Raw genomic sequence first — 21,835 nt, 5'->3', positions numbered from 1 at the left:
AACCGCAAGGAGTCATCATGAGCAAGACCGTCATCAACAGCGACAAGGCCCCTGCCGCCATCGGTACCTACTCGCAAGCGATCAAGGCCGGCAATACCGTTTACATGTCGGGCCAGATTCCGCTGGACCCGAACACCATGGAACTGGTTGAGGGCTTCGAAGCCCAGACCGTACAGGTCTTCGAGAACCTCAAGGCCGTTGCCGAAGCCGCCGGCGGTTCGTTCAAGGACATCGTCAAGCTGAACATCTTCCTCACCGACCTGAGCCACTTCGCCAAGGTCAACGAAGTGATGGGCCGCTACTTCGAGCAGCCGTATCCAGCCCGTGCCGCCATTGGCGTTGCCGCGCTGCCAAAAGGCGCCCAGGTAGAAATGGACGCCATCCTGGTCATCGATTGATGCCGCTGGTGACGGGCGCCTTGCCCGTCACCTTTCAGTTCAAGGTTAACCTACCATGCGTCAAGCACTGCCCCTCGCGCTGGCAGCCCTGCTTCTGAGCGGCTGCGCCAGCCACAAACCCGAAGATTTCAACGGCACCTGGATCAACCAGGACGCCATCAACGCCGCCGTCAAAGGTGGCAGCCTGCGCCAGGCCCTCAATGAACACGGCCCCATCTTCGAGTGGAAACTCGATGTGGCCAGCCAGCAGGCCAGCTACAGCAATGGTTTCGAGGCCGTCGACGGCCAATTGAGCGCCGCTGACAAGCAATGGCAGGCCAACTTCCCGGGCGGCCAGACCGAACAGCTGGCGCTGGATGGCGACGAGCTGAAAGCCACGGACACAACAGGTGCCGAACGCAGTTTCGTCCGCGCCAAACAGCCCGGTAATGTGCCCTTGGGCAGCAGCTTCGAGAAAGCACTGTACCAAGCGTACCTCGGCGGGGACTGGAAGATTGTCGAAGGCCAGGGCACAGGTAGCGTCGTCCGGTTCACCGATAACGGCGGCGTCACCGGCCTGCCCGGCCCTGACCGCTACGCCCTGTGCCTGGCCGGCGATTGCGCAAGCATGGGGGGCAGCAACGACAGCCTTTGGCTTGAGCGCAACCAACGTGGCGCGCCATTCATCTTCAAGCGCGATGGCGACAAGCTGGAGATCTTCCAGGCGCTCAACCGCGCACAGCCCGATGAAATCCCGCAACTGGCAGCCGGTACCCGCCAGTGGGTGCTGGAGAAAGACTGACCCAAGTCGCGCCTGGTTTCACTGGCCTAATCGCCGGCTTGCCGGCGATAGGGCCAGCAGCGATACAGCAGGCTTCAGCCTTCGCCTTTCAGGATCGCCGCGTAACCTTCCTTGTAACTCGGATACTCCGGCACCCAACCCAATGCCCGCACCCGGGCATTGCTGCAGCGCTTGCTGCCGGTGCGGCGCACCCGCTGCTCATCGGACCATTCGGTAACGCCCATGTAAGCTCGCAACCAGCCAACCACATCGGCCAGTGGCGCAGGGTCGTCATCAACGCCTATATAGCAATCGTCCAACGCCACACCATCGGCATCGGCCTGCAGCAGGAACGCCAGCAGGCTTGCGGCATCCTCGGCATGGATACGGTTGCCATACAGCGGCGGCTCGGTCGCCACCCGATAGCCCTGACGCACCTGGCTGAGGAGCCACTCACGCCCGGGGCCGTAGATCCCCGTCAGGCGCACGATGCTTGCCGGCATGCCGCCAGCCAGGGCCAGCCGCTCAGCCTCCAGCATCACACGCCCCGAATAGCCTTGCGGCTCGGTAGGTGCGGCCTCATCGATCCACTCCCCATCCTTTTGTGCAAACACACTGCTGCTGGACACGAACAGCAGGCGGCGCGGGCGCTGCCCACGCTCGGCCAGCCAACCCAGCACGTGACGCAAGCCTTCAACGTAAGCGCTTTGATAACCCGCCTCATCGTGCTGGCTGGCGGCTACGCAATACACCAGATAATCCGGGGAATGCTGTGGCCAAGCCTGGGGCAAGCCCGAATCGGACAGGTCGGCAGCGATCGGTACAACACCCTGTGGCAGGTGTTCGACCGAACGGCGCAGGCCGCTTACCTGCCAGCCACGGGCGAGCAATTGGCGGGCCAGCCGGCCGCCGACATCACCACAACCTACGATCAATACGGAACGGTCTGACATCACTTAACTCCCTAGACCAAAGGATCAGGCTAGCCGGATTACACGATAGGCGGCTAGACCATGGGCGAAAAAAGCAACGAGATTACTTTTGTTAACAAGAATTACTTGCAATAATGGCACCCCTATCTGTTCTCGGCCTATCTCGAGGCCTTGGAGAACGCACACTTTTTTCTTCATCAGGTCCGGCCAGCATGACACGTACTCACACTTCCGCTTCGCCAACCCCGTCACGCGCCTGGCGCGCCATTGCCGCGCTGATGTTCAGCCTGGTGCTGGCCCCAGCGGCTATGGCCGATGAGCCCAATACCAACGTCAGCGCCCCAGCAGCTGCAAGCGCACCGGCCACCCCAGCCACCGAAAGCCAGGCACCTGCTGGCGACGCTCAGGCCGCTACGCCGGTCGATGCGCCAGCGGCAGCGGCCCCAGGCACCGAAGCCGTGGTCGAGAACACTTCGCTGGGCATGGCCCATGACCTGTCCCCATGGGGTATGTACAAGAACGCCGACGTGGTGGTGAAAGCGGTCATGATCGGCCTGGCCATTGCCTCGATCATCACCTGGACCATCTGGATCGCCAAGGGCTTCGAACTGATGGGCGCCAAGCGTCGCCTGCGCGGCGAAATCGCACAGCTGAAGAAGTCTGCCAGCCTCAAGGAAGCCAGCGAGGTCTCCAACAAGGAAGGCACCCTGGCCCACACGCTGGTCCACGACGCCCTGGAAGAAATGCGCCTGTCGGCCAACGCCCGTGAAAAAGAAGGCATCAAGGAACGCGTGAGCTTCCGCCTGGAGCGCCTGGTGCATGCCAGCGGCCGCAACATGAGCAGCGGCACCGGCGTGCTCGCCACCATCGGTTCCACCGCGCCGTTCGTCGGCCTGTTCGGTACCGTGTGGGGCATCATGAACAGCTTCATCGGCATCGCCAAAACCCAGACCACCAACCTGGCCGTCGTTGCCCCGGGTATCGCCGAAGCCCTGCTGGCCACCGCCCTGGGCCTGGTCGCAGCGATCCCGGCCGTAGTTATCTATAACGTCTTCGCCCGCTCCATCGCCGGCTACAAAGCCCAGGTTTCCGACGCTTCGGCGCAGGTCCTGCTGCTGGTCAGCCGCGACCTGGACCACCAGGGTGGCGAGCGCGTCGCCCCGCACATGGTGAAAGTGGGGTAAGCCATGGGCCTGCATCTGAACGAAGGTGGCGACGACCTCGCCGAAAACCACGAAATCAACGTCACGCCGTTCATCGACGTGATGCTGGTACTGCTGATCATCTTCATGGTGGCCGCGCCCCTGGCCACGGTCGACATCAAGGTCGACCTGCCTGCCTCGACCGCCAAGCCGGCACCGAGGCCGGAGAAGCCGGTGTTCGTCAGCGTCAAGGCCGACCAGAAGCTGTATGTCGGTGACGATCAGGTGCCTGCCGCCGACCAGCTTGGCCCGATGCTCGATGCCAAGACCAAGGGCGACAAGGAAACCACCATCTTCTTCCAGGCCGACAAAGGCGTGGATTACGGTGACCTGATGGAAGTGATGAACAACATGCGCGCGGCCGGCTACCTCAAAGTCGGTCTGGTAGGTCTCGAGACGGCAGCCAAGAAATGACGAAGACGCGGCACAATATGGCGCGTTACAGCGGCAGCCTGGCACTTGTGCTGGGTGTCCATGCCGTCGCTGTGCTGCTCACGCTCAACTGGTCGGTGCCCCAGGCCGTCGAGCTGCCCCCGGCAGCCATGATGGTCGAACTGGCACCGCTGCCCGAGCCCGCACCGCCACCACCACCGAAGGCCGCTCCACAGCCACCGGCACCGGTCGAAGAGCCGCCGCTGCCCAAAGTGGCCGAAGCGCCCAAACCAAAGATCGCCATCGCCAAGCCGCCCAAGCCCAAACCCAAGCCTCAACCGCCGAAGCCTGAGAAAAAGCCTGAGCCGCCAAAGGATGAGCCACCGACCAAAGAACAGGTCGTGGACACGCCGCCAACCAACACGCCACCGCAGAAGTCGGCGGCACCGGCACCCAGCATTGCCGCGAACAGCAAAGCGTTGCCTACGTGGCAGAGCGACCTGCTGCGCCACCTGGCGAAGTACAAGCGCTACCCGGAAGATGCACGCCGCCGGGGCCTTCAGGGCATCAACCGCCTGCGCTTCGTGGTCGACGCCGAAGGCAAGGTGGTCTCGTACTCCATGGCCGGTGGTTCGGGCAGCGCGGCGCTGGACCGGGCAACCCTGGAAATGATCCGCCGGGCCGGCAAGGTACCCAAGCCGCCTGCCGAATTGCTGAACAATGGCACGATCGAAGTAGTGGCACCGTTCGTCTACTCGCTGGACCGTCGCTGATACTTTTGTTTCTGTCACAAATCGGCAAGTCTGATAACGTGCGTCTATCGATTGCAGCCGCTATGCTGGGCTCGCAACTTCATGGACGCACGTTATGACCCTCACAGAATTACGCTACATCGTCACTCTCGCCCAGGAGCAGCACTTCGGCCACGCCGCCGAGCGTTGCCATGTCAGCCAGCCCACCCTGTCCGTCGGTGTCAAAAAGCTTGAGGACGAGCTTGGCGTGCTGATCTTCGAGCGCAGCAAGAGCGCGGTGCGCCTGACGCCAGTCGGTGAAAGCATCGTCGCCCAGGCCCAGAAGGTACTGGAGCAGGCGCAGGGCATCCGCGAACTGGCCCAGGCCGGCAAGAACCAGCTCACCGCCCCGCTCAAGGTCGGTGCTATCTACACCGTCGGCCCTTACCTCTTCCCGCACCTGATCCCGCAGCTGCACCGCGTGGCACCGCAGATGCCGCTGTACATCGAAGAGAACTTCACCCATGTGCTGCGCGAAAAACTGCGCAATGGTGAACTCGACGCAGTGATCATCGCCCTGCCGTTCAACGAAGCCGACGTGCTGACCCTGCCGCTGTACGATGAGCCATTCTGTGCCCTGATGCCCGCCGACCACCCCTGGACGGCGAAAAAGACCATCGACACCGCCATGCTCAACGACAAGAGCCTGCTGCTGCTCGGCGAGGGCCACTGCTTCCGCGACCAGGTTCTGGAAGCCTGCCCGACGCTGAACAAAGGCGGCGAAAGCGCCAAGCACACCACGGTGGAGTCCAGCTCGCTGGAAACCATACGCCACATGGTCGCTTCGGGCCTGGGCGTGTCGATCCTGCCGCTTTCGGCGGTGCACAGCCACCACTACGCACCAGGGGTCATCGAGGTGCGGCCGCTTACCGCACCGGCACCGTTTCGCACCGTAGCCATCGCCTGGCGCGCCAGCTTCCCGCGGCCCAAGGCCATCGAGATCCTTGCCGACTCGATTCGCCTCTGCTCGGTAGCCAAGCCCGCTGTGGAACAACCGGCCTGAGTCATGACTGAGCTGTCGAAGGTCTCTGTCACCGCGCTCAAGGGCGTAGGCGAAGCCATGGCGCAGAAGCTCGCCAAGGTGGGCCTGGAAAACCTGCAGGACGTGTTGTTTCACCTGCCGCTGCGTTACCAGGACCGCACCCGGGTGGTGCCTATCGGCGCCCTGCGCCCCGGCCAGGACGCCGTGATCGAAGGGGTGGTCAGTGGCGCCGATGTGACCATGGGCAAACGCCGCAGCCTTGTCGTGCGCCTGGGTGATGGCAGCGGCGTGCTCAGCCTGCGCTTCTATCACTTCAGCAATGCGCAGAAGGAAGGCCTCAAGCGCGGTACCCACCTGCGCTGCTATGGCGAGGCCCGCCCCGGCGCCTCGGGCCTGGAGATCTACCACCCGGAGTACCGTGCACTCAATGGCGACGAGCCGCCACCGCCGGTCGAGCAGACCCTGACGCCGATCTACCCGTCCACCGAAGGCCTCACCCAGCAGCGCCTGCGCCTGCTCTGCCAGCAGAGCCTGGGCATGCTTGGCCCACGCAGCCTGCCGGACTGGTTGCCGGACGAACTGGCCCGGGACTACCACCTGGCACCGCTGGACGATGCCATCCGCTACCTGCACAACCCGCCGGCCGATGCCGACCTTGATGAGCTCGCCGAAGGCCAGCACTGGGCCCAGCACCGCCTTGCCTTCGAAGAGCTGCTCACCCACCAGCTGTCGCAACAGCGCCTGCGTGAAAGCCTGCGCAGCTTGCGCGCTCCGGTTCTGCCCAAGGCCAAGCGCCTGCAGGTGCAGTACCTGGCCAACCTGGGCTTCAAGCCGACCGGCGCACAGCAGCGGGTAGCCGATGAAATCGCCTATGACCTGAGCCAGGCCGAGCCGATGATGCGCCTGGTACAGGGCGATGTCGGCGCCGGCAAGACCGTGGTTGCCGCACTGGCGGCGCTGCAGGCACTGGAGGCCGGCTACCAGGTGGCGCTGATGGCGCCCACCGAGATTCTCGCCGAGCAGCACTACATCACCTTCAAGCGCTGGCTGGAGCCGCTGGGCCTGGAAGTCGCCTGGCTGGCCGGCAAGCTCAAGGGCAAGGCCCGCGCCAGCGCCCTGGAACAGATCGCCAACGGTGCGCCGATGGTGGTGGGTACCCACGCGTTGTTCCAGGAAGAAGTGCAATTCAAGCACCTGGCCCTGGCGATCATCGACGAACAGCATCGTTTTGGTGTGCAACAACGTCTGGCCCTGCGCAAGAAGGGTGTTGCAGGCGAACTGTGCCCGCACCAGCTGATCATGACCGCCACGCCGATTCCGCGCACGCTGGCGATGAGCGCCTATGCCGACCTCGACACCTCGGTGCTCGACGAACTGCCGCCAGGGCGCACGCCGGTGAACACCGTGCTGGTCGCCGACAGCCGGCGTTTCGAAGTGGTGGAGCGGGTGCGCGCCGCTTGCGCCGAAGGGCGCCAGGCCTATTGGGTCTGCACCCTGATCGAAGAGTCCGAAGAGCTCACCTGCCAGGCAGCCGAGAGCACCTACGAAGAACTGGGCAGCGCCTTGGGTGAACTGCGCGTGGGCCTGATCCACGGGCGCATGAAGCCTGCGGAAAAGGCCGCGGTGATGGCCGAATTCAAGCAAGGCGACCTGCAACTGCTGGTCGCAACCACGGTGATCGAGGTGGGTGTGGACGTGCCCAACGCCAGCCTGATGATCATCGAGAACCCTGAACGCCTGGGCCTTGCCCAACTGCACCAGTTGCGCGGCCGGGTTGGCAGGGGCAGTGCGGTGAGCCACTGCGTGCTGCTGTATCACCCGCCCCTGTCTCAGATCGGCCGCGAACGCCTGGGGATCATGCGCGAAACCAACGACGGCTTCGTCATCGCTGAAAAGGACCTGGAGCTGCGCGGCCCCGGCGAGATGCTCGGGACGCGTCAGACCGGCCTGTTACAATTCAAGGTCGCCGACCTGATGCGCGATGCCGACCTGTTACCCGCCGTGCGCGACGCCGCACAGGCCCTCATTGCACGCTGGCCCGAGCACGTCAGCCCGCTGCTCGACCGTTGGCTGCGCCACGGCCAGCAATATGGCCAAGTGTGACGCCAGTACCAGAATGGATCCAGCTTTGCGACCAGACTGGTTATACTTCGCGTTTAAAAGAATCAGTGGATACGGACCATGACTGAAGCTGCCCTGGACACCGCAACCCCACACGCACCGTCTGTTATCCGGCTGTTGCTCGAAAAACTGGGCGTTGCCTATCGCGAGGTGCCAGAGCATACGCAACTGCCGGCTGCTTCACGGGTACAGGCGATCCTGCTGGATGACGAGATCGGCGCATTGATGGTGCTGTTCCCGCAGAGCAAGCTGCTGGACCTCAATCGTCTGGAAGAGCTGACGGGCCGCAAGCTCAAAGCCGTGCCGGTACAACGCCTGAAACAGATGCTCGACAAGCACCATCTGAAGGCCTTGCCTGCGATTCCGGCGCTGACCAGTTCGCCCTGCCTCTATGAAGGCAAGTTGCTCGATGCCGAACGCCTGCTGATCCAGTCCGGTGAAGCCGGTCTGTTGCTGGAAATCCAGCGTGACGACTTCAAGCACATGATGCAAAAGGCCAGCGCTGGCACTTTCGGCCAACCCGTCAGGGAAATACGCCCCAATCTCGACCGCCCGGATGATGACTCCAGGGAGATTACCCTAGCAGTGCAGGCATTCACCGCCCGCCGCATCCAGAAGCGCCTGGAAGAAACCATCGAGATACCGCCGCTGGCCGATACGGCGCAGAAAATCATCAAGCTGCGGGTCGACCCCAATGCCAGCATCGACGACATCACCGGCGTGGTCGAAACCGACCCGGCCCTGGCCGCACAGGTGGTCAGCTGGGCTGCTTCACCCTATTACGCCTCCCCAGGCAAGATCCGCTCGGTGGAAGATGCCATCGTCCGCGTCTTAGGCTTCGATCTGGTGATCAACCTGGCCCTGGGCCTGGCATTGGGCAAGACGTTGAGCCTGCCCAAGGACCACCCGCAACAGGCGACGCCTTACTGGCAGCAGTCGATCTACACCGCGGCGATCATCGAAGGCCTGACCCGGGCCATGCCTCGGGCCGAACGCCCTGAAGCCGGCCTGACTTACCTGGCCGGGCTGTTGCACAACTTCGGCTATCTGCTGCTGGCGCATGTGTTCCCGCCGCACTTCTCGCTGATCTGCCGCCATCTGGAGGTCAACCCGCACCTGTGCCACACCTATGTGGAGCAGCACCTGCTGGGTATCAGCCGCGAGCAGATCGGCGCCTGGCTGATGAAGCTGTGGGACATGCCCGAAGAGCTGTCGACCGCGCTGCGCTTCCAGCATGATCCTGCCTATGACGGCGAATACTCGGCGTACCCCAACCTGGTGTGCCTGGCGACCCGCCTGCTGCGCTGCCGCGGCATCGGCTCGGGGCCGCAGGAGGCGATCCCCGACGAATTGCTGGAGCGCCTGGGCATTACCCGGGAGAAAGCTGAGGACGTCGTGAACAAGGTGCTCGAGGCCGAGAGTTTGCTGCGCGAACTGGCGTCGCAGTTCAACGCACCGCACTGAAAACGTTGGGGCTGCACAGCAGCCCCAGCTGTTCAGCCTTTTTTCTTCTTCGGTTTCAGGTATTTCATCAAACCCTGGAACCACATCACCAGCGCCGGATTGCCCTTGATCTGGATGCTCTTGTCCTGAATGCCCTGCATGAACGCCAACTGCTTGTTGCTCGCCTGCATCGTGGCGAAGCCATAGGCAGCGTCCTTGAAGGCAATGGCAAAGGCTGGCTGCGGATGAGCGCCACCTTTGCTGCTGATGCGTTCGCCACTGACGATGAAGTGCCGGGCAACCTTGCCATCGAGCGTCTGCATCTGGAACACCAGGTCCTTGTCCTTGAGTTGCTGCTGAAATGCCGGGTTGTTACGGCTGGCCTTGGCCATCAACAACCCCATGGCCCAGAGAAGAAAGCGGAACTTCATCAACGCGCCTCGAATATAAAATGACCGAAGCGCACAGTTTATCCGTTTCCTGAACTATTTACGCACATTCGCAGCTCGATGCTTTCCGAAAGCACAACGGGCGCACTGAGGCGCCCGTTTGAGCAGAGGCTGCAAGTCAAGCGTCGGTCATTTGGCTTTCTTGGCCGGCTTGGCGGGCACATTGACGCTGTCACGCAGGTTTTTGCCAGGCTTGAAGGCCACAGTATTGCTGGCCTTGATCTTTACCGGCTCACCGGTCTGAGGATTCTTGCCGGTACGGGCGCCGCGATGCCGTTTTTCAAAAGTGCCGAAGCCGACGAGGGTCACGGTGTCTTTGTCCAGCGCACCGGTGATGCTGTCGAGAATGGCATTGAGCACCTGATTGGCCTTTTCCTTGGTCAGATCGGCCTTTTCGGCGATGACGGCGGCGAGTTCTGGTTTACGCATAATGAAGCCTCTTTGACGGGAATTCTTGTTGTTATTGCCGTGCTGCCCGTGAAGCAGCGTTCAAGGCACCGCAGGCTCTAATCTGCGGCAGACGGAAGTGAGAATGGCACGCCGACCGGGGCCGCGCCAGTATCTGGGCGGCCATTGTGCGGTCAACTACAGGATAAATCCGACAGAACGCCCGCTGTTTACGCCATCAGCGCAGGCAGCTGCCGGTTCAGGGCCAGTTTTTCCATGACGGCGCTGCCTGTCAGGGCATAGCCCAGCAACTGGCCGTCAGCAGCGTGACAGAGCACTTTCAGGTCACTGCCCTGCCCTTGCACCTGCCAGGTACCTTCGCAACCAGGCGGCGGCGGCGAAACCACCAACGGGCAAGCCGGTGTTTTCACAGTGATGGGCATCGGCCCGTAACTGACCTGCGTCGGGTTGCCTGTCAAAGTCTGGGCCAGGGCTCGAGCGCAGGCCATCAATGGCATCACATAGAGCAGGTTGATACCTTCGACTTCAGCGCAGTCGCCCAGCGCGAAAATGTTGCCGTGGGAGGTGCGCAGTTGGCGGTCCACGACTACGCCGCGGTTGGTCTGCAGGCCCGCTGCAGCGGCCAGGTCGATACGCGGGCGCAGGCCGATGGCCGATACCACCAGGTCGCACGCGATCACGCTGCCATCGGACAAATGCGCCTCAAGGCCTTCGCTCACCTGCTGCAGGCGAGTGAGTACGGGGCCCAGGTGAAAACGCACGCCCAGCCCTTGCAACCCACCCTGAACGGCAGCGGCAGCGGCAGGATGCAACAGGGTCGGCATGACCTGCTCGCACGGCGCCACCACATCGACCTCAAAGCCACCCAGGCGCATGTCATTGGCGAACTCGCAGCCGATCAGGCCGGCCCCGAGGATCAGTACACGCTGCTTGCCAGCCGCGGCAGCACGCAAACGTGCGTAGTCTTCCAGATCATTGACCGGGAACACATGATCTGCCCCGTCACCCTCCACCGGCACCTGCACGGTCTGCGCGCCCCAGGCCAGCACCAGATCGCGATACTCCACCGCTTCTTCGCCAATCCACAGGCGCTTGTGGCCAGGGTCGATACCGCTGATGCGCGTGTGGGTGCGGATAACCGCCTTGAGTTGCTCGGCCATGGCCCCCGGCTCGGCCATGCACAGGCCGTCCGCGTCCTTTTGCTTGGCGAAGCCGGTGGAAAGCATGGGCTTGGAATAGGAGCGACCGTCGTCGGCCGTAATCAGCAGCAGCGGCGTATCGCCATCGAGCTTGCGAAACTCACGGGCGAGGTTATAGCCGGCCAGGCCGGTCCCGATGATGACCACGGGGGACGTCATTTCGTGCTTTCCTCTTGGTTGAACAGCATGGCGATCAGCCGATGGCGATCATTTCAAAGTCGCTTTTGCCGACGCCGCAATCGGGGCACAGCCAATCCTGCGGCACATCCTCCCACCGGGTACCCGGCGCGATGCCGTCATCCGGCCATCCTTGGGCCTCGTCGTAGATCAGGCCACAGACAATACACTGCCACTTCTTCATGATTTGTCGTTCCTCGGTACAGGCTCAGGCTATGTCAATCGGGCTCAGGGCCCTTACGCGGGCATTATGCAAGCAGTTGGGGCAATCATGCTAAGCTCGCCGCCTCTCTGGCTCTAATCAAGCATATCGACGTGTCGTACGAATCCCCGCAAGCAGCCGCTGTCGCGTGGCTGGCGTATCCACAACTGGCGGTCGATACCGACCAGCCTGCCCTCGACTGGCTGTTCGACGAAGGTTCCCTGACTCGCCGCCTTACCCGACTGTCTCACGATCATTTCAGCGTCACTCCGCTGTTCGAGGGCTGGCAGGCGCTGCGCGATGACGAATGCCTGGCGCTGGGTATCGCGCCAGGCGCTGAAGGCTGGGTGCGCGAGGTGTACTTGCGCGGCCATGGTCAGCCGTGGGTCTTCGCCCGCAGTGTGGCCAGCCGTAGCGCCTTGGAACACGGCGGTTTGCACCTGGAAACCTTGGGCAGCCGTTCGCTGGGCGAGTTGTTGTTCTGCGACCAGGCGTTCATCCGCCACCCCATCGAAGTGTGCACTTATCCACAGCAGTGGTTACCTGTCGAGGCGGCCCACGCAGGGTTGTGGGGGCGGCGCTCGCGCTTCGAGCGCGATGGCCTCGACCTGCTGGTGGCCGAAGTATTCCTGCCGGCACTGTGGCAAGCCGCCAAGGAGGAAAACCGCTGATGTACCTGCAACTGCTCAAGTCGCTCAACCGCGTGCACCCGCGCGCCTGGGACTTCATCCAGCTCAGCCGCATGGACCGGCCGATCGGCATCTACCTGCTGCTGTGGCCGACCCTGACGGCGGTGTGGATTGCAGGCCTTGGTTCACCAACCTTGGCCAACGTGCTGATCTTTGGCCTGGGCGTGGTGCTGATGCGTGCCGCTGGCTGCTGCATCAATGACTTCGCCGACCGCAAGGTCGATGGCCACGTCAAACGCACCGCCGACCGCCCGCTGGCCAGTGGCCGGGTCAAGCCGCGCGAGGCGCTGGCGCTGTTCGCGGCCCTGGTGGCGGTGAGCTTCCTGTTGGTGCTGTGCACCAACAGCCAGACTGTGTGGCTGTCATTCGGCGCGGTGGCTTTGGCGTCTTGTTACCCGTTCATGAAGCGCTACACCTACTACCCGCAGGTGGTGCTGGGGGCTGCGTATTCGTGGGGCATCCCCATGGCCTTCACGGCCGCCGGCGGCGAACTGCCGGCCAGCGCCTGGCTGCTGTACATCGCCAACCTGCTGTGGACGGTGGGCTACGATACCTACTACGCCATGGTCGACCGGGACGATGACCTTAAGATCGGGGTGAAATCGACCGCGATCCTGTTCGGCGAGTCCGACCGGGTGATCATCCTGACCCTGCAGATGCTGTCGCTGGGCTGCCTGTTGCTGGCGGGAAGCCGCTTCGAGCTGGGTGGCTGGTTCCACCTTGGGCTGCTGGGTGCCGCACTGTGCTTTGCCTGGGAGTACTGGTCGACACGCAAACTGGACAGAGAGTCGTGCTTCAAGGCGTTTCTGCACAACCACTGGGCGGGGCTGCTGGTGTTCATGGGTGTGGTGCTCGATTACGCCCTGCGCTGAACACAACCCCCGGCAAGCCACCCTGTGGAAGCCAGCTTGCCGGCGATTGGGCCGCAAAGCGGCCCCAGCCATCTCAAGGCTTGGCGACGTGCCAGACGTCTTTCAAACCATCACCGGTCATGTCCCCAGCCTTCTTGTCCTTCACGAAGGTATACAGGGGCTTGCCGTCATATGCCCACTGCTTCTTGCCATCGTCGCGCATCACCACCGACCACTTGTCCTTGGCAGGCTCGTCATCGGCCTTGACCAGCAGCGGCGGCCAGTTGGTGGCGCACTCGCCATTGCACATCGACTTGCCGCCAGCATCCTTGTCGAAGGTGTACAGCGTCATGCCCGCGTGATCGACCCACATGCCGTCCTTCTCCATGGCATGGTGGGCCGACGCTACCCCGGGCAGTGCCAGTGCAGCGCAAAGGGCCATCCAGCTCAGCGTGTGTCGTGTCATTGGAATCACCGTGAATTCGGGGGGTGGAATGAGTTCGAACAGCCGCCGCAGCGGCCCCTCAAAGCCTAGCCCAGTCATGCAATGTCGCCAGAATGGCCAACACCCTGTCACACAGCTGCAATAATTCCGTTATCTAATGCGGGCCAGACCCGATATTCCAGGAGAGGTTTAAAGCATGGTTGGCAGAAACATTCTGATCGTCGACGACGAAGCGCCCATTCGCGAGATGATCGCCGTTGCATTGGAAATGGCCGGCTATGACTGCCTGGAAGCCGAGAACTCCCAACAGGCCCACGCAATCATCGTCGACCGTAAACCGGACCTGATCCTGCTCGACTGGATGCTGCCGGGCACCTCCGGCATCGAGTTGGCACGCCGCCTCAAGCGCGATGAACTCACCGGCGATATCCCGATCATCATGCTCACCGCCAAAGGCGAAGAGGACAACAAGATCCAGGGCCTGGAAGTCGGCGCCGACGACTACATCACCAAACCCTTCTCGCCTCGCGAGCTGGTGGCGCGCCTGAAGGCCGTGCTGCGCCGCGCCGGCCCGAGCGACAGCGAAGCCCCTATCGAAGTCGGCGGCCTGCTGCTCGACCCGATCAGCCACCGCGTGACCATCGACGGCAAGCCGGCCGAAATGGGCCCCACCGAATACCGCCTGCTGCAGTTCTTCATGACCCACCAGGAACGCGCCTACACCCGGGGCCAGTTACTCGACCAGGTCTGGGGCGGCAACGTCTATGTCGAGGAACGCACCGTCGATGTGCACATCCGCCGCCTGCGCAAGGCACTGGGTGAAGCCTACGAAAATCTGGTACAAACCGTTCGGGGCACTGGCTACCGTTTCTCGACCAAAAGCTAGCTGCGAGCTTCCAGCCTCAAGCTGCAAGGAAAAGCCAGCAGCATCCAGGCTGGAAAAAGGACTATCAGCATCACCGATCCGCTTCTTCTTGCAGCTTGTAGCTTGCAGCTTGCGGCTGGATCCGAAGGATCTGTCAATTGAACCAGAACTGGCACGCAACCCTGATTCGCCACCTGCTCCTGCTGATCACTGTCTGCCTGGTAGGCGGCCTGGTCAGCGGCTTTTACGGCTGGAGCCTGGCCATCGGCCTGGGCCTGTACCTGGGCTGGACCCTCAAACAGTTGCTGCGCCTGCATGACTGGTTGCGCAACCATCAGCCCGACGAAGCACCGCCCGACGGCTATGGCCTGTGGGGCGAGGTGTTCGACAGCATCTACCACCTGCAACGCCGCGACCAGCGCGTACGCGGCCGTCTGCAGGCAGTGATCGACCGGGTACAGGAGTCCACGGCCGCACTGCGCGACGCGGTGATCATGCTCGACAGCGACGGCAACCTGGAATGGTGGAACCGCGCCGCAGAAACCCTGCTGGGCTTCAAGACTCCGCAAGATGGCGGCCAGCCGGTCACCAACCTGGTACGCCACCCACGCTTCAAGGAATACTTCGAGTCGCAGAACTTTGCCGAACCGCTGGAAATTCCCTCCCCCATCAATGACCGCATGCGCGTGCAGCTGCACCTCACCCGCTACGGCAACAACGAACACCTGATGCTGGTGCGCGACGTTACTCGCATCCATCAGCTCGAACAGATGCGCAAGGACTTCGTGGCCAACGTCTCGCACGAGTTGCGTACACCGCTGACGGTGATAGCCGGTTACCTGGAAACCCTGCTGGATAACGTCGAAGACGTGAACCCGCGCTGGAACCGGGCGTTGCAGCAGATGAGCCAGCAAGGCTCGCGCATGCAGGCCCTGCTCAACGACCTGCTGCTGCTGGCCAAGCTGGAAGCCACCGATTACCCGTCGGACAACCAGCCGGTGGCGGTCGACACCCTGCTCGGTGCGATCATGAGCGACGCCCAGGCGCTGTCCGGGCCGCGCAACCAGCGCATTACCCTGGAGGCAGCGCCGGGCCTTCGCCTCAAAGGCAGCGAGTCGGAGTTGCGCAGCGCTTTCTCCAACCTGGTGTTCAACGCGGTGAAGTACACCCAGGACGAAGGCAACATCCGTATCCGCTGGTGGGCCGACGACCAGGGCGCCCACCTGTCAGTGCAGGACTCGGGGGTCGGTATCGACGCCAAGCACCTGCCGCGCCTGACCGAACGTTTCTACCGCGTCGACTCCAGCCGCGCGTCCAACACAGGAGGCACCGGCCTGGGGCTGGCGATCGTCAAGCATGTGCTCATGCGCCATCGCGGGCGCCTTGAGATCAGCAGCGTACCGGGCCATGGCAGTACCTTCACCTGTCACTTTGCCCCCGCACAACTGGCTAACGGTGACGCTTGATTCCAAGGGCCACTTTGCTTTTGCCGCCCCAGCCGCTACATTGACCCCCCTGTGCCAGCAAAAGCTGGCACTTTTTTTCTACCTTCCCCAAAGACGGACCCCGTAAAAAATCCATCATGGACCCTTCCCCTGGTATCAGCCTCACCTCGTTATTCGCCGATTTCGGCATGATTCTCTTTGCCCTGTTCCTGGTGCTGCTCAACGGCTTTTTCGTAGCCGCCGAGTTCGCCATGGTCAAGCTGCGCTCCACGCGTGTCGAATCCATTGCCGAGCAGCACGGCTGGCGCGGCAGCATCCTGCGCAAGGTACACAACCAGCTCGACGCCTACCTGTCGGCCTGCCAGCTGGGTATCACCCTTGCCTCCCTGGGCCTTGGCTGGGTCGGTGAGCCGGCATTCGCCCACCTGCTAGAGCCGCTGCTGGCATACCTGGGCGTGGACACGCCAGAGTTGATCAAGGGTGTCTCGTTCTTCGTCGCGTTCTTCGTCATCTCGTACCTGCACATCGTGGTCGGTGAACTGGCGCCCAAATCCTGGGCGATCCGCAAGCCCGAACTGCTGTCGCTGTGGACCGCGGTGCCGCTTTACCTGTTCTACTGGCTGATGTACCCGGCCATCTACCTGCTCAACGCCAGTGCCAACACCATCCTGCGCTTTGCCGGCCAGGGCGAGCCTGGCCCGCACCACGAGCACCATTACAGCCGTGAAGAGCTCAAGCTGATCCTGCACTCCAGCCGTGGCCAGGACCCGAGCGACCAGGGCATGCGTGTGCTGGCCTCGGCCGTGGAGATGGGCGAGCTGGAAGTGGTCGACTGGGCCAACTCGCGCGAAGACATGGTCAGCATCGACGCCCATGCGCCACTGAAGGAAATCCTGGCCCTGGTGCGCCGCCACAAGTTCAGCCGCTATCCGCTGTACGACGCCGAGCGTGAGGAGTTCACCGGGCTTTTGCACATCAAGGACCTGCTGCTGGAACTGGCCGAGCTCGAGCACCTGCCCGAAACCGTCGACCTGGAAGACTTGGCCCGCCCGCTGGAGCGTGTATCGCGGCACATGCCGTTGTCTCAACTGCTGGAGCAGTTCCGCAAGGGTGGCGCGCACTTCGTGCTGGTCGAGGAAGCCGATGGCAAGGTGATTGGCTACCTGACCATGGAAGACGTGCTGGAAGTGCTGGTGGGCGACATTCAGGACGAACACCGCAAGACCGAGCGCGGCATCCTGGCCTACCAGCCAGGCAAGCTGCTGGTGCGTGGCGACACGCCGCTGTTCAAGGTGGAGCGCTTGCTGGGCATCGACCTTGACCACATCGAAGCGGAAACCCTGGCCGGGCTTATCTACGAAACGCTCAAGCGCGTGCCTGAGGAAGAGGAAGTGCTGGAAGTCGAAGGCCTGCGCATCATCATCAAGAAGATGAAAGGGCCCAAGATCGTGCTGGCCAAGGTGCTCAAGCTCGGCTGAGCTGGCGGGGCCGCTTGGCGGCCCCGTGAATGCTTGAGTTCAGTGTGCAGATTTTACGTGCTTGCGAGACGTCAGGTCCAAACCAACGGCCCTCATCACGGCCAGCATGGTTTTAAGCGTAGGGTTACCCTTTTCCGAGAAGGACCGGTAAAGGTGCTCTCGGGATACACCTGCCTCATTCGCAATGGCAGACATTCCTTTAGCCCGAGCTACTACGCCAAGGGCCTGTGCGATGTAGGCAGCATCACCCGTTTCAAAAGCGTCTTCCATGAAGACGGCAATGGACTCAGCGTCCGTCAACGCTTCGGCTGGGTCATAGTCATAGAATTGCTCTTTCACTCGTCGTCCCTCCACTGACTGGCCAAGCCTTTAGCTGTCTCGATATCTCGCGCCTGGCTGCTCTTGTCTCCACCACACAACAACAGAACAAGCTGATTTCCACGCTGCTGGAAATACACTCGGTAACCGGGGCCGTGGTGGATGCGCAGTTCACTAACGCCTTGGCCCACTGGCTGGACATCACCAGCTAAACCATGCGCTAAACGAAATACACGTGCAGCGATGATCGCCCTTGCCTGTTTGTCACGGAGCTTCTGCTCCCAGTTTCTGAAGGTGGTTGTTTGTTTGATACTCCTCATAAGCATTTTTGTAGCTTATAAATCACAGCCAGGCAAGCAATTTCAGGGATTACCCGCAGTAAAGTTCGGCAAACCGCCAATCGGCCGGTCGAACTGGAAGGGGATCGACTCCAGCGCCAAGCCGACGTTGCGCTGCACCACGAAATGCAGGTGAGGGCCTGTGCTGTTGCCGGTATTGCCCGACTTGGCCAACGCCTGCCCCAACGCCACCTGCTGCCCCTCGGCCACTACCACTGAACCGCGCAGCAGGTGCAGATACACTCCCATCGTGCCGTCCGGGTGAAGGATGCGCACGAAATTGCCCGAAGGGTTGGTACCTCGTCCGCTCTGGCTGTTCTCGATCTTCACCACCATCCCACCCCTCGCCGCAATGATCGGGGTGCCCTCCGGCATGGCGATGTCCATGGCATGACGGCCCTTGGGACCGTAATGGCTGAAGCGGCCGTTGGGCCCTTGAGTCAGGCGGAAAGGGCCGCCTTTCCATGGGAAAGGATAACGATAAGCCTGCGAGCGCTGACCGGGGTCACCCATGGCGTACTGGAATTTGCTGGCATAACGGAGCGGCCCGCCGGGTGCCGCCAGCACCGAGCTGAGCACCTTGGTCGAGCGTGGCCCGACTACGGCCCGCACGATCCGCGGGCCGTTGCCGCCGAAGGCATTGGCCAACTGATCGACGCGCAGTTCAACCTGCATGGGCACGTACAGCTCATTACGCACCAGGAAGCGCACGCCGCCCGGAAACGGCTCGGTTTGCAGGCGTACCTGGCCCTCAACCTGCTCGAACATCGGCTCGCCCAGCTCCAGAGCCTTTGCCCCTGGGCTGGGGCGCTCGGAATAGGAAGCCACCCCGAAATTGTCAGTGGTCTTGTAAATGGTCATGCCCAGGCTCGACGCCGAGGCCGTGAGCGAGGCACAGAACAGCAGCAGGCGGGCGGCGGCGGGCATGATAGTGGCTTTTTGACAGTGATGTTCTGTCGAAGCCTAGCAGTGGGATCCGGGAGCGGTATGACAGTTGGTCGGAAGACCGCCGCAGCCCTGTAGGAGCGGCCTTGCGTCGCGAAAGGGCCGCACAGCGGCCCCGTTTGCAGCGCGGCAAGAATGGCTGGGGGGCTGCGCTGCAGCCCTTTCGCGACACAAGGCCGCTCCAACAGGGTCGGAGTACGACGAAACTAGGCGCCGGGGGTGAAGTGCTTCTGCGTGGTGCCGCGGGCAATCAGCCGCGACAGGTAGTCGAGCTTCTGTGCATCCTGGTCGACGAATTTGAAGGTCAGTTGCAGCCAGTCGCTTTCAGGTTTCGGCTCCAATGCCGCAATGGCATGCAGGTAACCATTCAGGCGGGCAACTTCAGCGCTCTCGCCCTGCTCAAGGTCCAGTACAGCGCCTTCGAGCACCTGTGGCAGCACTGCACTGCGACGTACCACCAGCAACGCCTCCTTAAGGCTCAGCGCCTTGATCACACAAGGCTGAGTACCACTGGAAAGGCGCAGCTGGCCTTGTCCACGCCCGGTCTGCGCAGCGGCTGCGGCGGCCGTCTGCGGTTTCGGTGCATTGATCAACGGCTTGGCCGGCGCAGCCGCAGCAGGCGCGGCCTTGACCGCTTCAGGTTTGCCCCCGGTCAGCGCGCTCAGCGAATCGTTGGCGAACGCCGAATTCACCCGCGCCTGGCCACCGGCGACCAAGCTTTCAAGCTTGCCGATCTTGGTCAGGGCTTTCTTCACCTTGGTCAGCAACTGCTCGTTGGTGAATGGCTTGCCGACAAAATCGGAGACGCCCGCCTGAATGGCCTGGATGACGTTTTCCTTGTCGCCGCGGCTGGTCACCATGATGAACTGCAGGCTCTTCATTTCTGGCTGCTGGCGGCACCAGGTCAGCAGCTCAAGGCCGGACATCTCGGGCATTTCCCAGTCGCACAGCACAAGGTCGAAGGTTTCCTTGCCCAGCATGGCCATGGCCTTGCGGCCGTTGACCGCATCTTCGATGACCATGCCCGGGAAGGCATTACGCAGGCACTTCCTCACCAGATCACGGATGAACGGGGCGTCATCCACGACCAGCACATTGACTTTACTCATCGATACTCCTCTTGAATCCCGACTAGCCTACCGCCGATTGGTGGCCATTTGCCAACACCTGGATCACGCCGGGACTTCTTTGCATCGTTCGCGGGTGCCTGCTGACTGCTCAAGCGCAAACGAAAACGCCCGGCGAAGGCCGGGCGTCGATGCTCGGGAGCAATCTTATTTATCGTCCGGTTCAGCCGGAACATTAGCAATTTCGGCCTCATCGCCAGCCGTGCCCTGAACTTCGGCTTTCATGCGCTTGAGGCCCATGTGGCGTACATCGGTACCGCGCACCAGGTAGATCACCAGTTCCGAGATGTTACGCGCGTGGTCGCCGATACGCTCCAGCGAACGCAGGGCCCAAATGACGCTCAGCACCCGCGAGATCGAGCGCGGGTCTTCCATCATGTAGGTCACCAGTTCACGCAGGGCGGTCTTGTACTCGCGGTCGATGGTCTTGTCGTACTGGGCAACCGACAGAGCCAGGTCGGCATCGAAGCGGGCGAAGGCATCCAGTGCGTCGCGCACCATGTTGCGCACCTGGTCGCCAATGTGGCGCACCTCGACGTAGCCGCGCGGCGACTCGCCTTCTTCGCACAACTGGATGGCGCGGCGGGCGATCTTGGTCGATTCGTCACCAATACGCTCCAGGTCGATCACCGACTTGGAAATGCTGATGATCAGGCGCAGGTCGGAGGCCGCCGGCTGGCGACGGGCGAGGATGCGCACGCACTCCTCGTCGATGTTGCGCTCCATCTGGTTGATCTGCTCGTCGACTTCACGCACCTGCTGGGCCAGGCCCGAGTCGGCCTCGATCAGCGCGGTGACCGCGTCATTGACCTGTTTCTCGACCAGCCCGCCCATGGCCAGGAGGTGGCTGCGCACCTCTTCGAGTTCGGCGTTGAACTGCTGGGAAATGTGGTGCGTCAGGCTTTCTTTGTTGATCATCGTTTAGCTCCGCGAAGCTGCAAGCTGCAAGCCTCAAGTAGTTCGTGTCGTTTCCTGGCTCCGCGCTGGCTGCTTTTTCTTGAAGCTCGAAGCTTGAAGCTCAAAGCCCGCAGGCGCGCCCAACAGCGCCGTTAGCCGTAGCGACCGGTGATGTAGTCTTCGGTCTGCTTCTTCGCCGGGTTGGTGAACAGGGTGTCGGTATCACCGAATTCGACCAGTTTGCCCATGTACATGAACGCGGTGTAGTCCGAAACACGGGCCGCCTGTTGCATGTTGTGGGTCACGATAACGATGGTGTACTTGGATTTCAGTTCGTAGATCAGCTCTTCGACCTTCAGCGTCGAGATCGGGTCCAGTGCCGAGCAAGGCTCGTCGAGCAGCAGCACTTCAGGCTCGACGGCGATGGTACGGGCGATCACCAGACGCTGCTGCTGGCCGCCGGACAGGCCCAGCGCCGAGTCATGCAGGCGGTCCTTGACCTCCTCCCACAGGGCCGCGCCCTTCAGTGCCCACTCGACCGCTTCGTCCAGCACGCGCTTCTTGTTGATGCCCTGGATACGCAGGCCATACACCACGTTCTCGTAGATGGTCTTGGGGAACGGGTTTGGCTTCTGGAACACCATGCCCACGCGGCGGCGCAGCTCGGCCACGTCCTCGCCCTTGCGGTAGATGTTGTTGCCGTACAGGTTGATGGCGCCTTCGACACGGCAACCGTCAACCAGGTCGTTCATGCGGTTGAAGGTGCGCAGCAGGGTCGACTTGCCGCAGCCGGACGGGCCGATGAAAGCCGTCACGCGTTGCTTGGGGATGTTCATGCTGACATCGAACAACGCCTGCTTGTCACCGTAATACAGGCTCAGGCCGGGTACTTCGATGGCCACGGTCTCTTCGGCCAGGCGCAGGCTCTGCTTGTCGCGGCCCAGGGCAGCCATGTCGATGCCGTGGGTGTGGGATTCTTGCTGCATGGTCTCACTCCGTTT

Annotated in this window: 25 protein-coding genes; 13 read left to right on the top strand and 12 right to left on the bottom strand. The window is 62.3% G+C overall.

What is annotated here, in order from left to right:
• The first annotated feature begins 17 nt into the window (after positions 1 to 17).
• Positions 18 to 398, top strand: coding sequence for a RidA family protein (locus JOE27_RS17265; RefSeq protein WP_012312121.1), 381 nt, complete (start codon positions 18 to 20; stop codon positions 396 to 398).
• Positions 399 to 453: 55 nt separating this feature from the next.
• Positions 454 to 1,179 carry a hypothetical protein gene (locus JOE27_RS17260; RefSeq protein WP_204919294.1) on the top strand — a complete coding sequence of 242 codons (726 nt, stop codon included), beginning with the start codon at positions 454 to 456 and terminating at the stop codon, positions 1,177 to 1,179.
• Between the two features lie 74 nt (positions 1,180 to 1,253).
• Here the strand turns inward: JOE27_RS17260 and JOE27_RS17255 are convergent, their stop codons facing one another.
• Positions 1,254 to 2,111 (bottom strand): SDR family oxidoreductase, encoded by an 858-nt coding sequence (locus tag JOE27_RS17255; protein ID WP_204919292.1) that lies wholly within the window; start codon positions 2,109 to 2,111, stop codon positions 1,254 to 1,256.
• Positions 2,112 to 2,302: 191 nt separating this feature from the next.
• Here JOE27_RS17255 and exbB point away from each other — a divergent pair, with 191 nt between their 5' ends.
• The 6 genes from exbB (at position 2,303) to JOE27_RS17225 (ending at position 9,022) form a co-directional block, all read left to right on the top strand.
• On the top strand, positions 2,303 to 3,274 hold the full coding sequence (gene exbB / locus JOE27_RS17250; RefSeq protein ID WP_046786859.1) for a tonB-system energizer ExbB: 972 nt from the start codon (positions 2,303 to 2,305) through the stop codon (positions 3,272 to 3,274).
• Positions 3,275 to 3,277: 3 nt separating this feature from the next.
• Positions 3,278 to 3,706 carry a TonB system transport protein ExbD gene (exbD, locus tag JOE27_RS17245; RefSeq protein WP_046786858.1) on the top strand — a complete coding sequence of 143 codons (429 nt, stop codon included), beginning with the start codon at positions 3,278 to 3,280 and terminating at the stop codon, positions 3,704 to 3,706.
• Entirely contained in the window at positions 3,703 to 4,437 is a 735-nt protein-coding gene (locus tag JOE27_RS17240; protein WP_125924405.1) for an energy transducer TonB, read from the top strand. Before exbD ends, JOE27_RS17240 begins: the two co-directional genes overlap by 4 nt.
• 94 nt (positions 4,438 to 4,531) lie before the next feature.
• Positions 4,532 to 5,458 carry a hydrogen peroxide-inducible genes activator gene (locus JOE27_RS17235; RefSeq protein ID WP_046786856.1) on the top strand — a complete coding sequence of 309 codons (927 nt, stop codon included), beginning with the start codon at positions 4,532 to 4,534 and terminating at the stop codon, positions 5,456 to 5,458.
• A gap of 3 nt (positions 5,459 to 5,461) precedes the next feature.
• Positions 5,462 to 7,540, top strand: coding sequence for an ATP-dependent DNA helicase RecG (gene recG / locus JOE27_RS17230; RefSeq protein ID WP_046786855.1), 2,079 nt, complete (start codon positions 5,462 to 5,464; stop codon positions 7,538 to 7,540).
• A gap of 78 nt (positions 7,541 to 7,618) precedes the next feature.
• Positions 7,619 to 9,022 carry an aminoacyl-tRNA deacylase and HDOD domain-containing protein gene (locus JOE27_RS17225; protein WP_115273271.1) on the top strand — a complete coding sequence of 468 codons (1,404 nt, stop codon included), beginning with the start codon at positions 7,619 to 7,621 and terminating at the stop codon, positions 9,020 to 9,022.
• 32 nt (positions 9,023 to 9,054) lie between these two features.
• Here JOE27_RS17225 and JOE27_RS17220 read toward each other — a convergent pair whose 3' ends face one another.
• The 4 genes from JOE27_RS17220 to JOE27_RS17205 form a co-directional block, all read right to left on the bottom strand.
• A complete protein-coding gene (locus JOE27_RS17220) occupies positions 9,055 to 9,432 on the bottom strand; it encodes a helicase (protein WP_039605049.1) in 378 nt (125 codons plus the stop codon).
• A gap of 147 nt (positions 9,433 to 9,579) precedes the next feature.
• A complete protein-coding gene (locus tag JOE27_RS17215) occupies positions 9,580 to 9,879 on the bottom strand; it encodes an HU family DNA-binding protein (RefSeq protein ID WP_039605050.1) in 300 nt (99 codons plus the stop codon).
• A 188-nt stretch (positions 9,880 to 10,067) separates the two neighbouring features.
• Positions 10,068 to 11,216, bottom strand: a complete 1,149-nt coding sequence (locus JOE27_RS17210) for an FAD-dependent oxidoreductase (RefSeq protein WP_204919290.1) — start codon at positions 11,214 to 11,216, stop codon at positions 10,068 to 10,070.
• Between the two features lie 34 nt (positions 11,217 to 11,250).
• Positions 11,251 to 11,418 (bottom strand): rubredoxin, encoded by a 168-nt coding sequence (locus JOE27_RS17205; RefSeq protein ID WP_012312109.1) that lies wholly within the window; start codon positions 11,416 to 11,418, stop codon positions 11,251 to 11,253.
• 131 nt (positions 11,419 to 11,549) lie between these two features.
• Here JOE27_RS17205 and JOE27_RS17200 point away from each other — a divergent pair, with 131 nt between their 5' ends.
• Positions 11,550 to 12,107 carry a chorismate lyase gene (locus JOE27_RS17200; protein ID WP_204919288.1) on the top strand — a complete coding sequence of 186 codons (558 nt, stop codon included), beginning with the start codon at positions 11,550 to 11,552 and terminating at the stop codon, positions 12,105 to 12,107.
• Positions 12,107 to 12,997 (top strand): 4-hydroxybenzoate octaprenyltransferase, encoded by an 891-nt coding sequence (ubiA, locus tag JOE27_RS17195; RefSeq protein ID WP_046786850.1) that lies wholly within the window; start codon positions 12,107 to 12,109, stop codon positions 12,995 to 12,997. The genes JOE27_RS17200 and ubiA overlap by 1 nt, the downstream gene beginning before the upstream one ends.
• 73 nt (positions 12,998 to 13,070) lie before the next feature.
• Here ubiA and JOE27_RS17190 read toward each other — a convergent pair whose 3' ends face one another.
• Complete coding sequence (locus JOE27_RS17190; protein WP_039604143.1) at positions 13,071 to 13,442, bottom strand: hypothetical protein; 372 nt, start codon at positions 13,440 to 13,442, stop codon at positions 13,071 to 13,073.
• 175 nt (positions 13,443 to 13,617) lie between these two features.
• Between JOE27_RS17190 and phoB the strand changes: the two genes are divergently transcribed.
• The 3 genes from phoB to JOE27_RS17175 all read left to right on the top strand — a co-directional run bounded on the left by phoB (position 13,618) and on the right by JOE27_RS17175 (position 17,209).
• Positions 13,618 to 14,307 (top strand): phosphate regulon transcriptional regulator PhoB, encoded by a 690-nt coding sequence (gene phoB / locus JOE27_RS17185; protein WP_012312105.1) that lies wholly within the window; start codon positions 13,618 to 13,620, stop codon positions 14,305 to 14,307.
• Positions 14,308 to 14,444: 137 nt separating this feature from the next.
• Entirely contained in the window at positions 14,445 to 15,752 is a 1,308-nt protein-coding gene (gene phoR / locus JOE27_RS17180; protein WP_046786849.1) for a phosphate regulon sensor histidine kinase PhoR, read from the top strand.
• Positions 15,753 to 15,868: 116 nt separating this feature from the next.
• Positions 15,869 to 17,209: a hemolysin family protein gene (locus tag JOE27_RS17175; protein ID WP_046786848.1), complete on the top strand. Its 1,341-nt coding sequence runs from the start codon at positions 15,869 to 15,871 to the stop codon at positions 17,207 to 17,209.
• Positions 17,210 to 17,248: 39 nt separating this feature from the next.
• Here JOE27_RS17175 and JOE27_RS17170 read toward each other — a convergent pair whose 3' ends face one another.
• From JOE27_RS17170 to pstB, 6 genes are all read right to left on the bottom strand, one after another.
• Positions 17,249 to 17,548, bottom strand: a complete 300-nt coding sequence (locus JOE27_RS17170; protein WP_046786847.1) for an addiction module antidote protein — start codon at positions 17,546 to 17,548, stop codon at positions 17,249 to 17,251.
• Positions 17,545 to 17,847 carry a type II toxin-antitoxin system RelE/ParE family toxin gene (locus JOE27_RS17165; RefSeq protein ID WP_204919285.1) on the bottom strand — a complete coding sequence of 101 codons (303 nt, stop codon included), beginning with the start codon at positions 17,845 to 17,847 and terminating at the stop codon, positions 17,545 to 17,547. Before JOE27_RS17165 ends, JOE27_RS17170 begins: the two co-directional genes overlap by 4 nt.
• Positions 17,848 to 17,889: 42 nt before the next feature.
• Positions 17,890 to 18,792: a peptidoglycan DD-metalloendopeptidase family protein gene (locus tag JOE27_RS17160; protein ID WP_204919283.1), complete on the bottom strand. Its 903-nt coding sequence runs from the start codon at positions 18,790 to 18,792 to the stop codon at positions 17,890 to 17,892.
• Between the two features lie 224 nt (positions 18,793 to 19,016).
• The gene (locus tag JOE27_RS17155) at positions 19,017 to 19,919 is read right to left on the bottom strand and encodes a response regulator (RefSeq protein WP_046786845.1); all 903 of its coding nucleotides are present in this window, start codon (positions 19,917 to 19,919) and stop codon (positions 19,017 to 19,019) included.
• A gap of 165 nt (positions 19,920 to 20,084) precedes the next feature.
• Positions 20,085 to 20,855, bottom strand: a complete 771-nt coding sequence (gene phoU, locus JOE27_RS17150) for a phosphate signaling complex protein PhoU (RefSeq protein WP_012312100.1) — start codon at positions 20,853 to 20,855, stop codon at positions 20,085 to 20,087.
• A gap of 131 nt (positions 20,856 to 20,986) precedes the next feature.
• Positions 20,987 to 21,820: a phosphate ABC transporter ATP-binding protein PstB gene (gene pstB / locus JOE27_RS17145; protein WP_012312099.1), complete on the bottom strand. Its 834-nt coding sequence runs from the start codon at positions 21,818 to 21,820 to the stop codon at positions 20,987 to 20,989.
• Positions 21,821 to 21,835 lie beyond the last annotated feature (15 nt).

It is taken from the genome of Pseudomonas sp. M5 (genome assembly GCF_016907075.1).
GTDB lineage: Bacteria > Pseudomonadota > Gammaproteobacteria > Pseudomonadales > Pseudomonadaceae > Aquipseudomonas > Aquipseudomonas putida_E.
The sequence above is the reverse complement of the archived record's forward strand: the minus strand, read 5'-3'. Positions and strand labels throughout refer to the sequence as shown.

Excerpts from the sequence above, each read along its gene's own strand:
- JOE27_RS17265 (WP_012312121.1), top strand. The coding sequence starts at position 18 with ATGAGCAAGACCGTCATCAACAGCGACAAGGCCCCTGCCGCCATCGGT.
- JOE27_RS17260 (WP_204919294.1), top strand. The coding sequence starts at position 454 with ATGCGTCAAGCACTGCCCCTCGCGCTGGCAGCCCTGCTTCTGAGCGGC.
- JOE27_RS17255 (WP_204919292.1), bottom strand. The coding sequence starts at position 2,111 with ATGTCAGACCGTTCCGTATTGATCGTAGGTTGTGGTGATGTCGGCGGC.
- exbB (WP_046786859.1), top strand. The coding sequence starts at position 2,303 with ATGACACGTACTCACACTTCCGCTTCGCCAACCCCGTCACGCGCCTGG.
- exbD (WP_046786858.1), top strand. The coding sequence starts at position 3,278 with ATGGGCCTGCATCTGAACGAAGGTGGCGACGACCTCGCCGAAAACCAC.
- JOE27_RS17240 (WP_125924405.1), top strand. The coding sequence starts at position 3,703 with ATGACGAAGACGCGGCACAATATGGCGCGTTACAGCGGCAGCCTGGCA.
- JOE27_RS17235 (WP_046786856.1), top strand. The coding sequence starts at position 4,532 with ATGACCCTCACAGAATTACGCTACATCGTCACTCTCGCCCAGGAGCAG.
- recG (WP_046786855.1), top strand. The coding sequence starts at position 5,462 with ATGACTGAGCTGTCGAAGGTCTCTGTCACCGCGCTCAAGGGCGTAGGC.
- JOE27_RS17225 (WP_115273271.1), top strand. The coding sequence starts at position 7,619 with ATGACTGAAGCTGCCCTGGACACCGCAACCCCACACGCACCGTCTGTT.
- JOE27_RS17220 (WP_039605049.1), bottom strand. The coding sequence starts at position 9,432 with ATGAAGTTCCGCTTTCTTCTCTGGGCCATGGGGTTGTTGATGGCCAAG.
- JOE27_RS17215 (WP_039605050.1), bottom strand. The coding sequence starts at position 9,879 with ATGCGTAAACCAGAACTCGCCGCCGTCATCGCCGAAAAGGCCGATCTG.
- JOE27_RS17210 (WP_204919290.1), bottom strand. The coding sequence starts at position 11,216 with ATGACGTCCCCCGTGGTCATCATCGGGACCGGCCTGGCCGGCTATAAC.
- JOE27_RS17205 (WP_012312109.1), bottom strand. The coding sequence starts at position 11,418 with ATGAAGAAGTGGCAGTGTATTGTCTGTGGCCTGATCTACGACGAGGCC.
- ubiA (WP_046786850.1), top strand. The coding sequence starts at position 12,107 with ATGTACCTGCAACTGCTCAAGTCGCTCAACCGCGTGCACCCGCGCGCC.
- JOE27_RS17190 (WP_039604143.1), bottom strand. The coding sequence starts at position 13,442 with ATGACACGACACACGCTGAGCTGGATGGCCCTTTGCGCTGCACTGGCA.
- phoB (WP_012312105.1), top strand. The coding sequence starts at position 13,618 with ATGGTTGGCAGAAACATTCTGATCGTCGACGACGAAGCGCCCATTCGC.
- JOE27_RS17175 (WP_046786848.1), top strand. The coding sequence starts at position 15,869 with ATGGACCCTTCCCCTGGTATCAGCCTCACCTCGTTATTCGCCGATTTC.
- JOE27_RS17165 (WP_204919285.1), bottom strand. The coding sequence starts at position 17,847 with ATGAGGAGTATCAAACAAACAACCACCTTCAGAAACTGGGAGCAGAAG.
- JOE27_RS17160 (WP_204919283.1), bottom strand. The coding sequence starts at position 18,792 with ATGCCCGCCGCCGCCCGCCTGCTGCTGTTCTGTGCCTCGCTCACGGCC.
- JOE27_RS17155 (WP_046786845.1), bottom strand. The coding sequence starts at position 19,919 with ATGAGTAAAGTCAATGTGCTGGTCGTGGATGACGCCCCGTTCATCCGT.
- phoU (WP_012312100.1), bottom strand. The coding sequence starts at position 20,855 with ATGATCAACAAAGAAAGCCTGACGCACCACATTTCCCAGCAGTTCAAC.
- pstB (WP_012312099.1), bottom strand. The coding sequence starts at position 21,820 with ATGCAGCAAGAATCCCACACCCACGGCATCGACATGGCTGCCCTGGGC.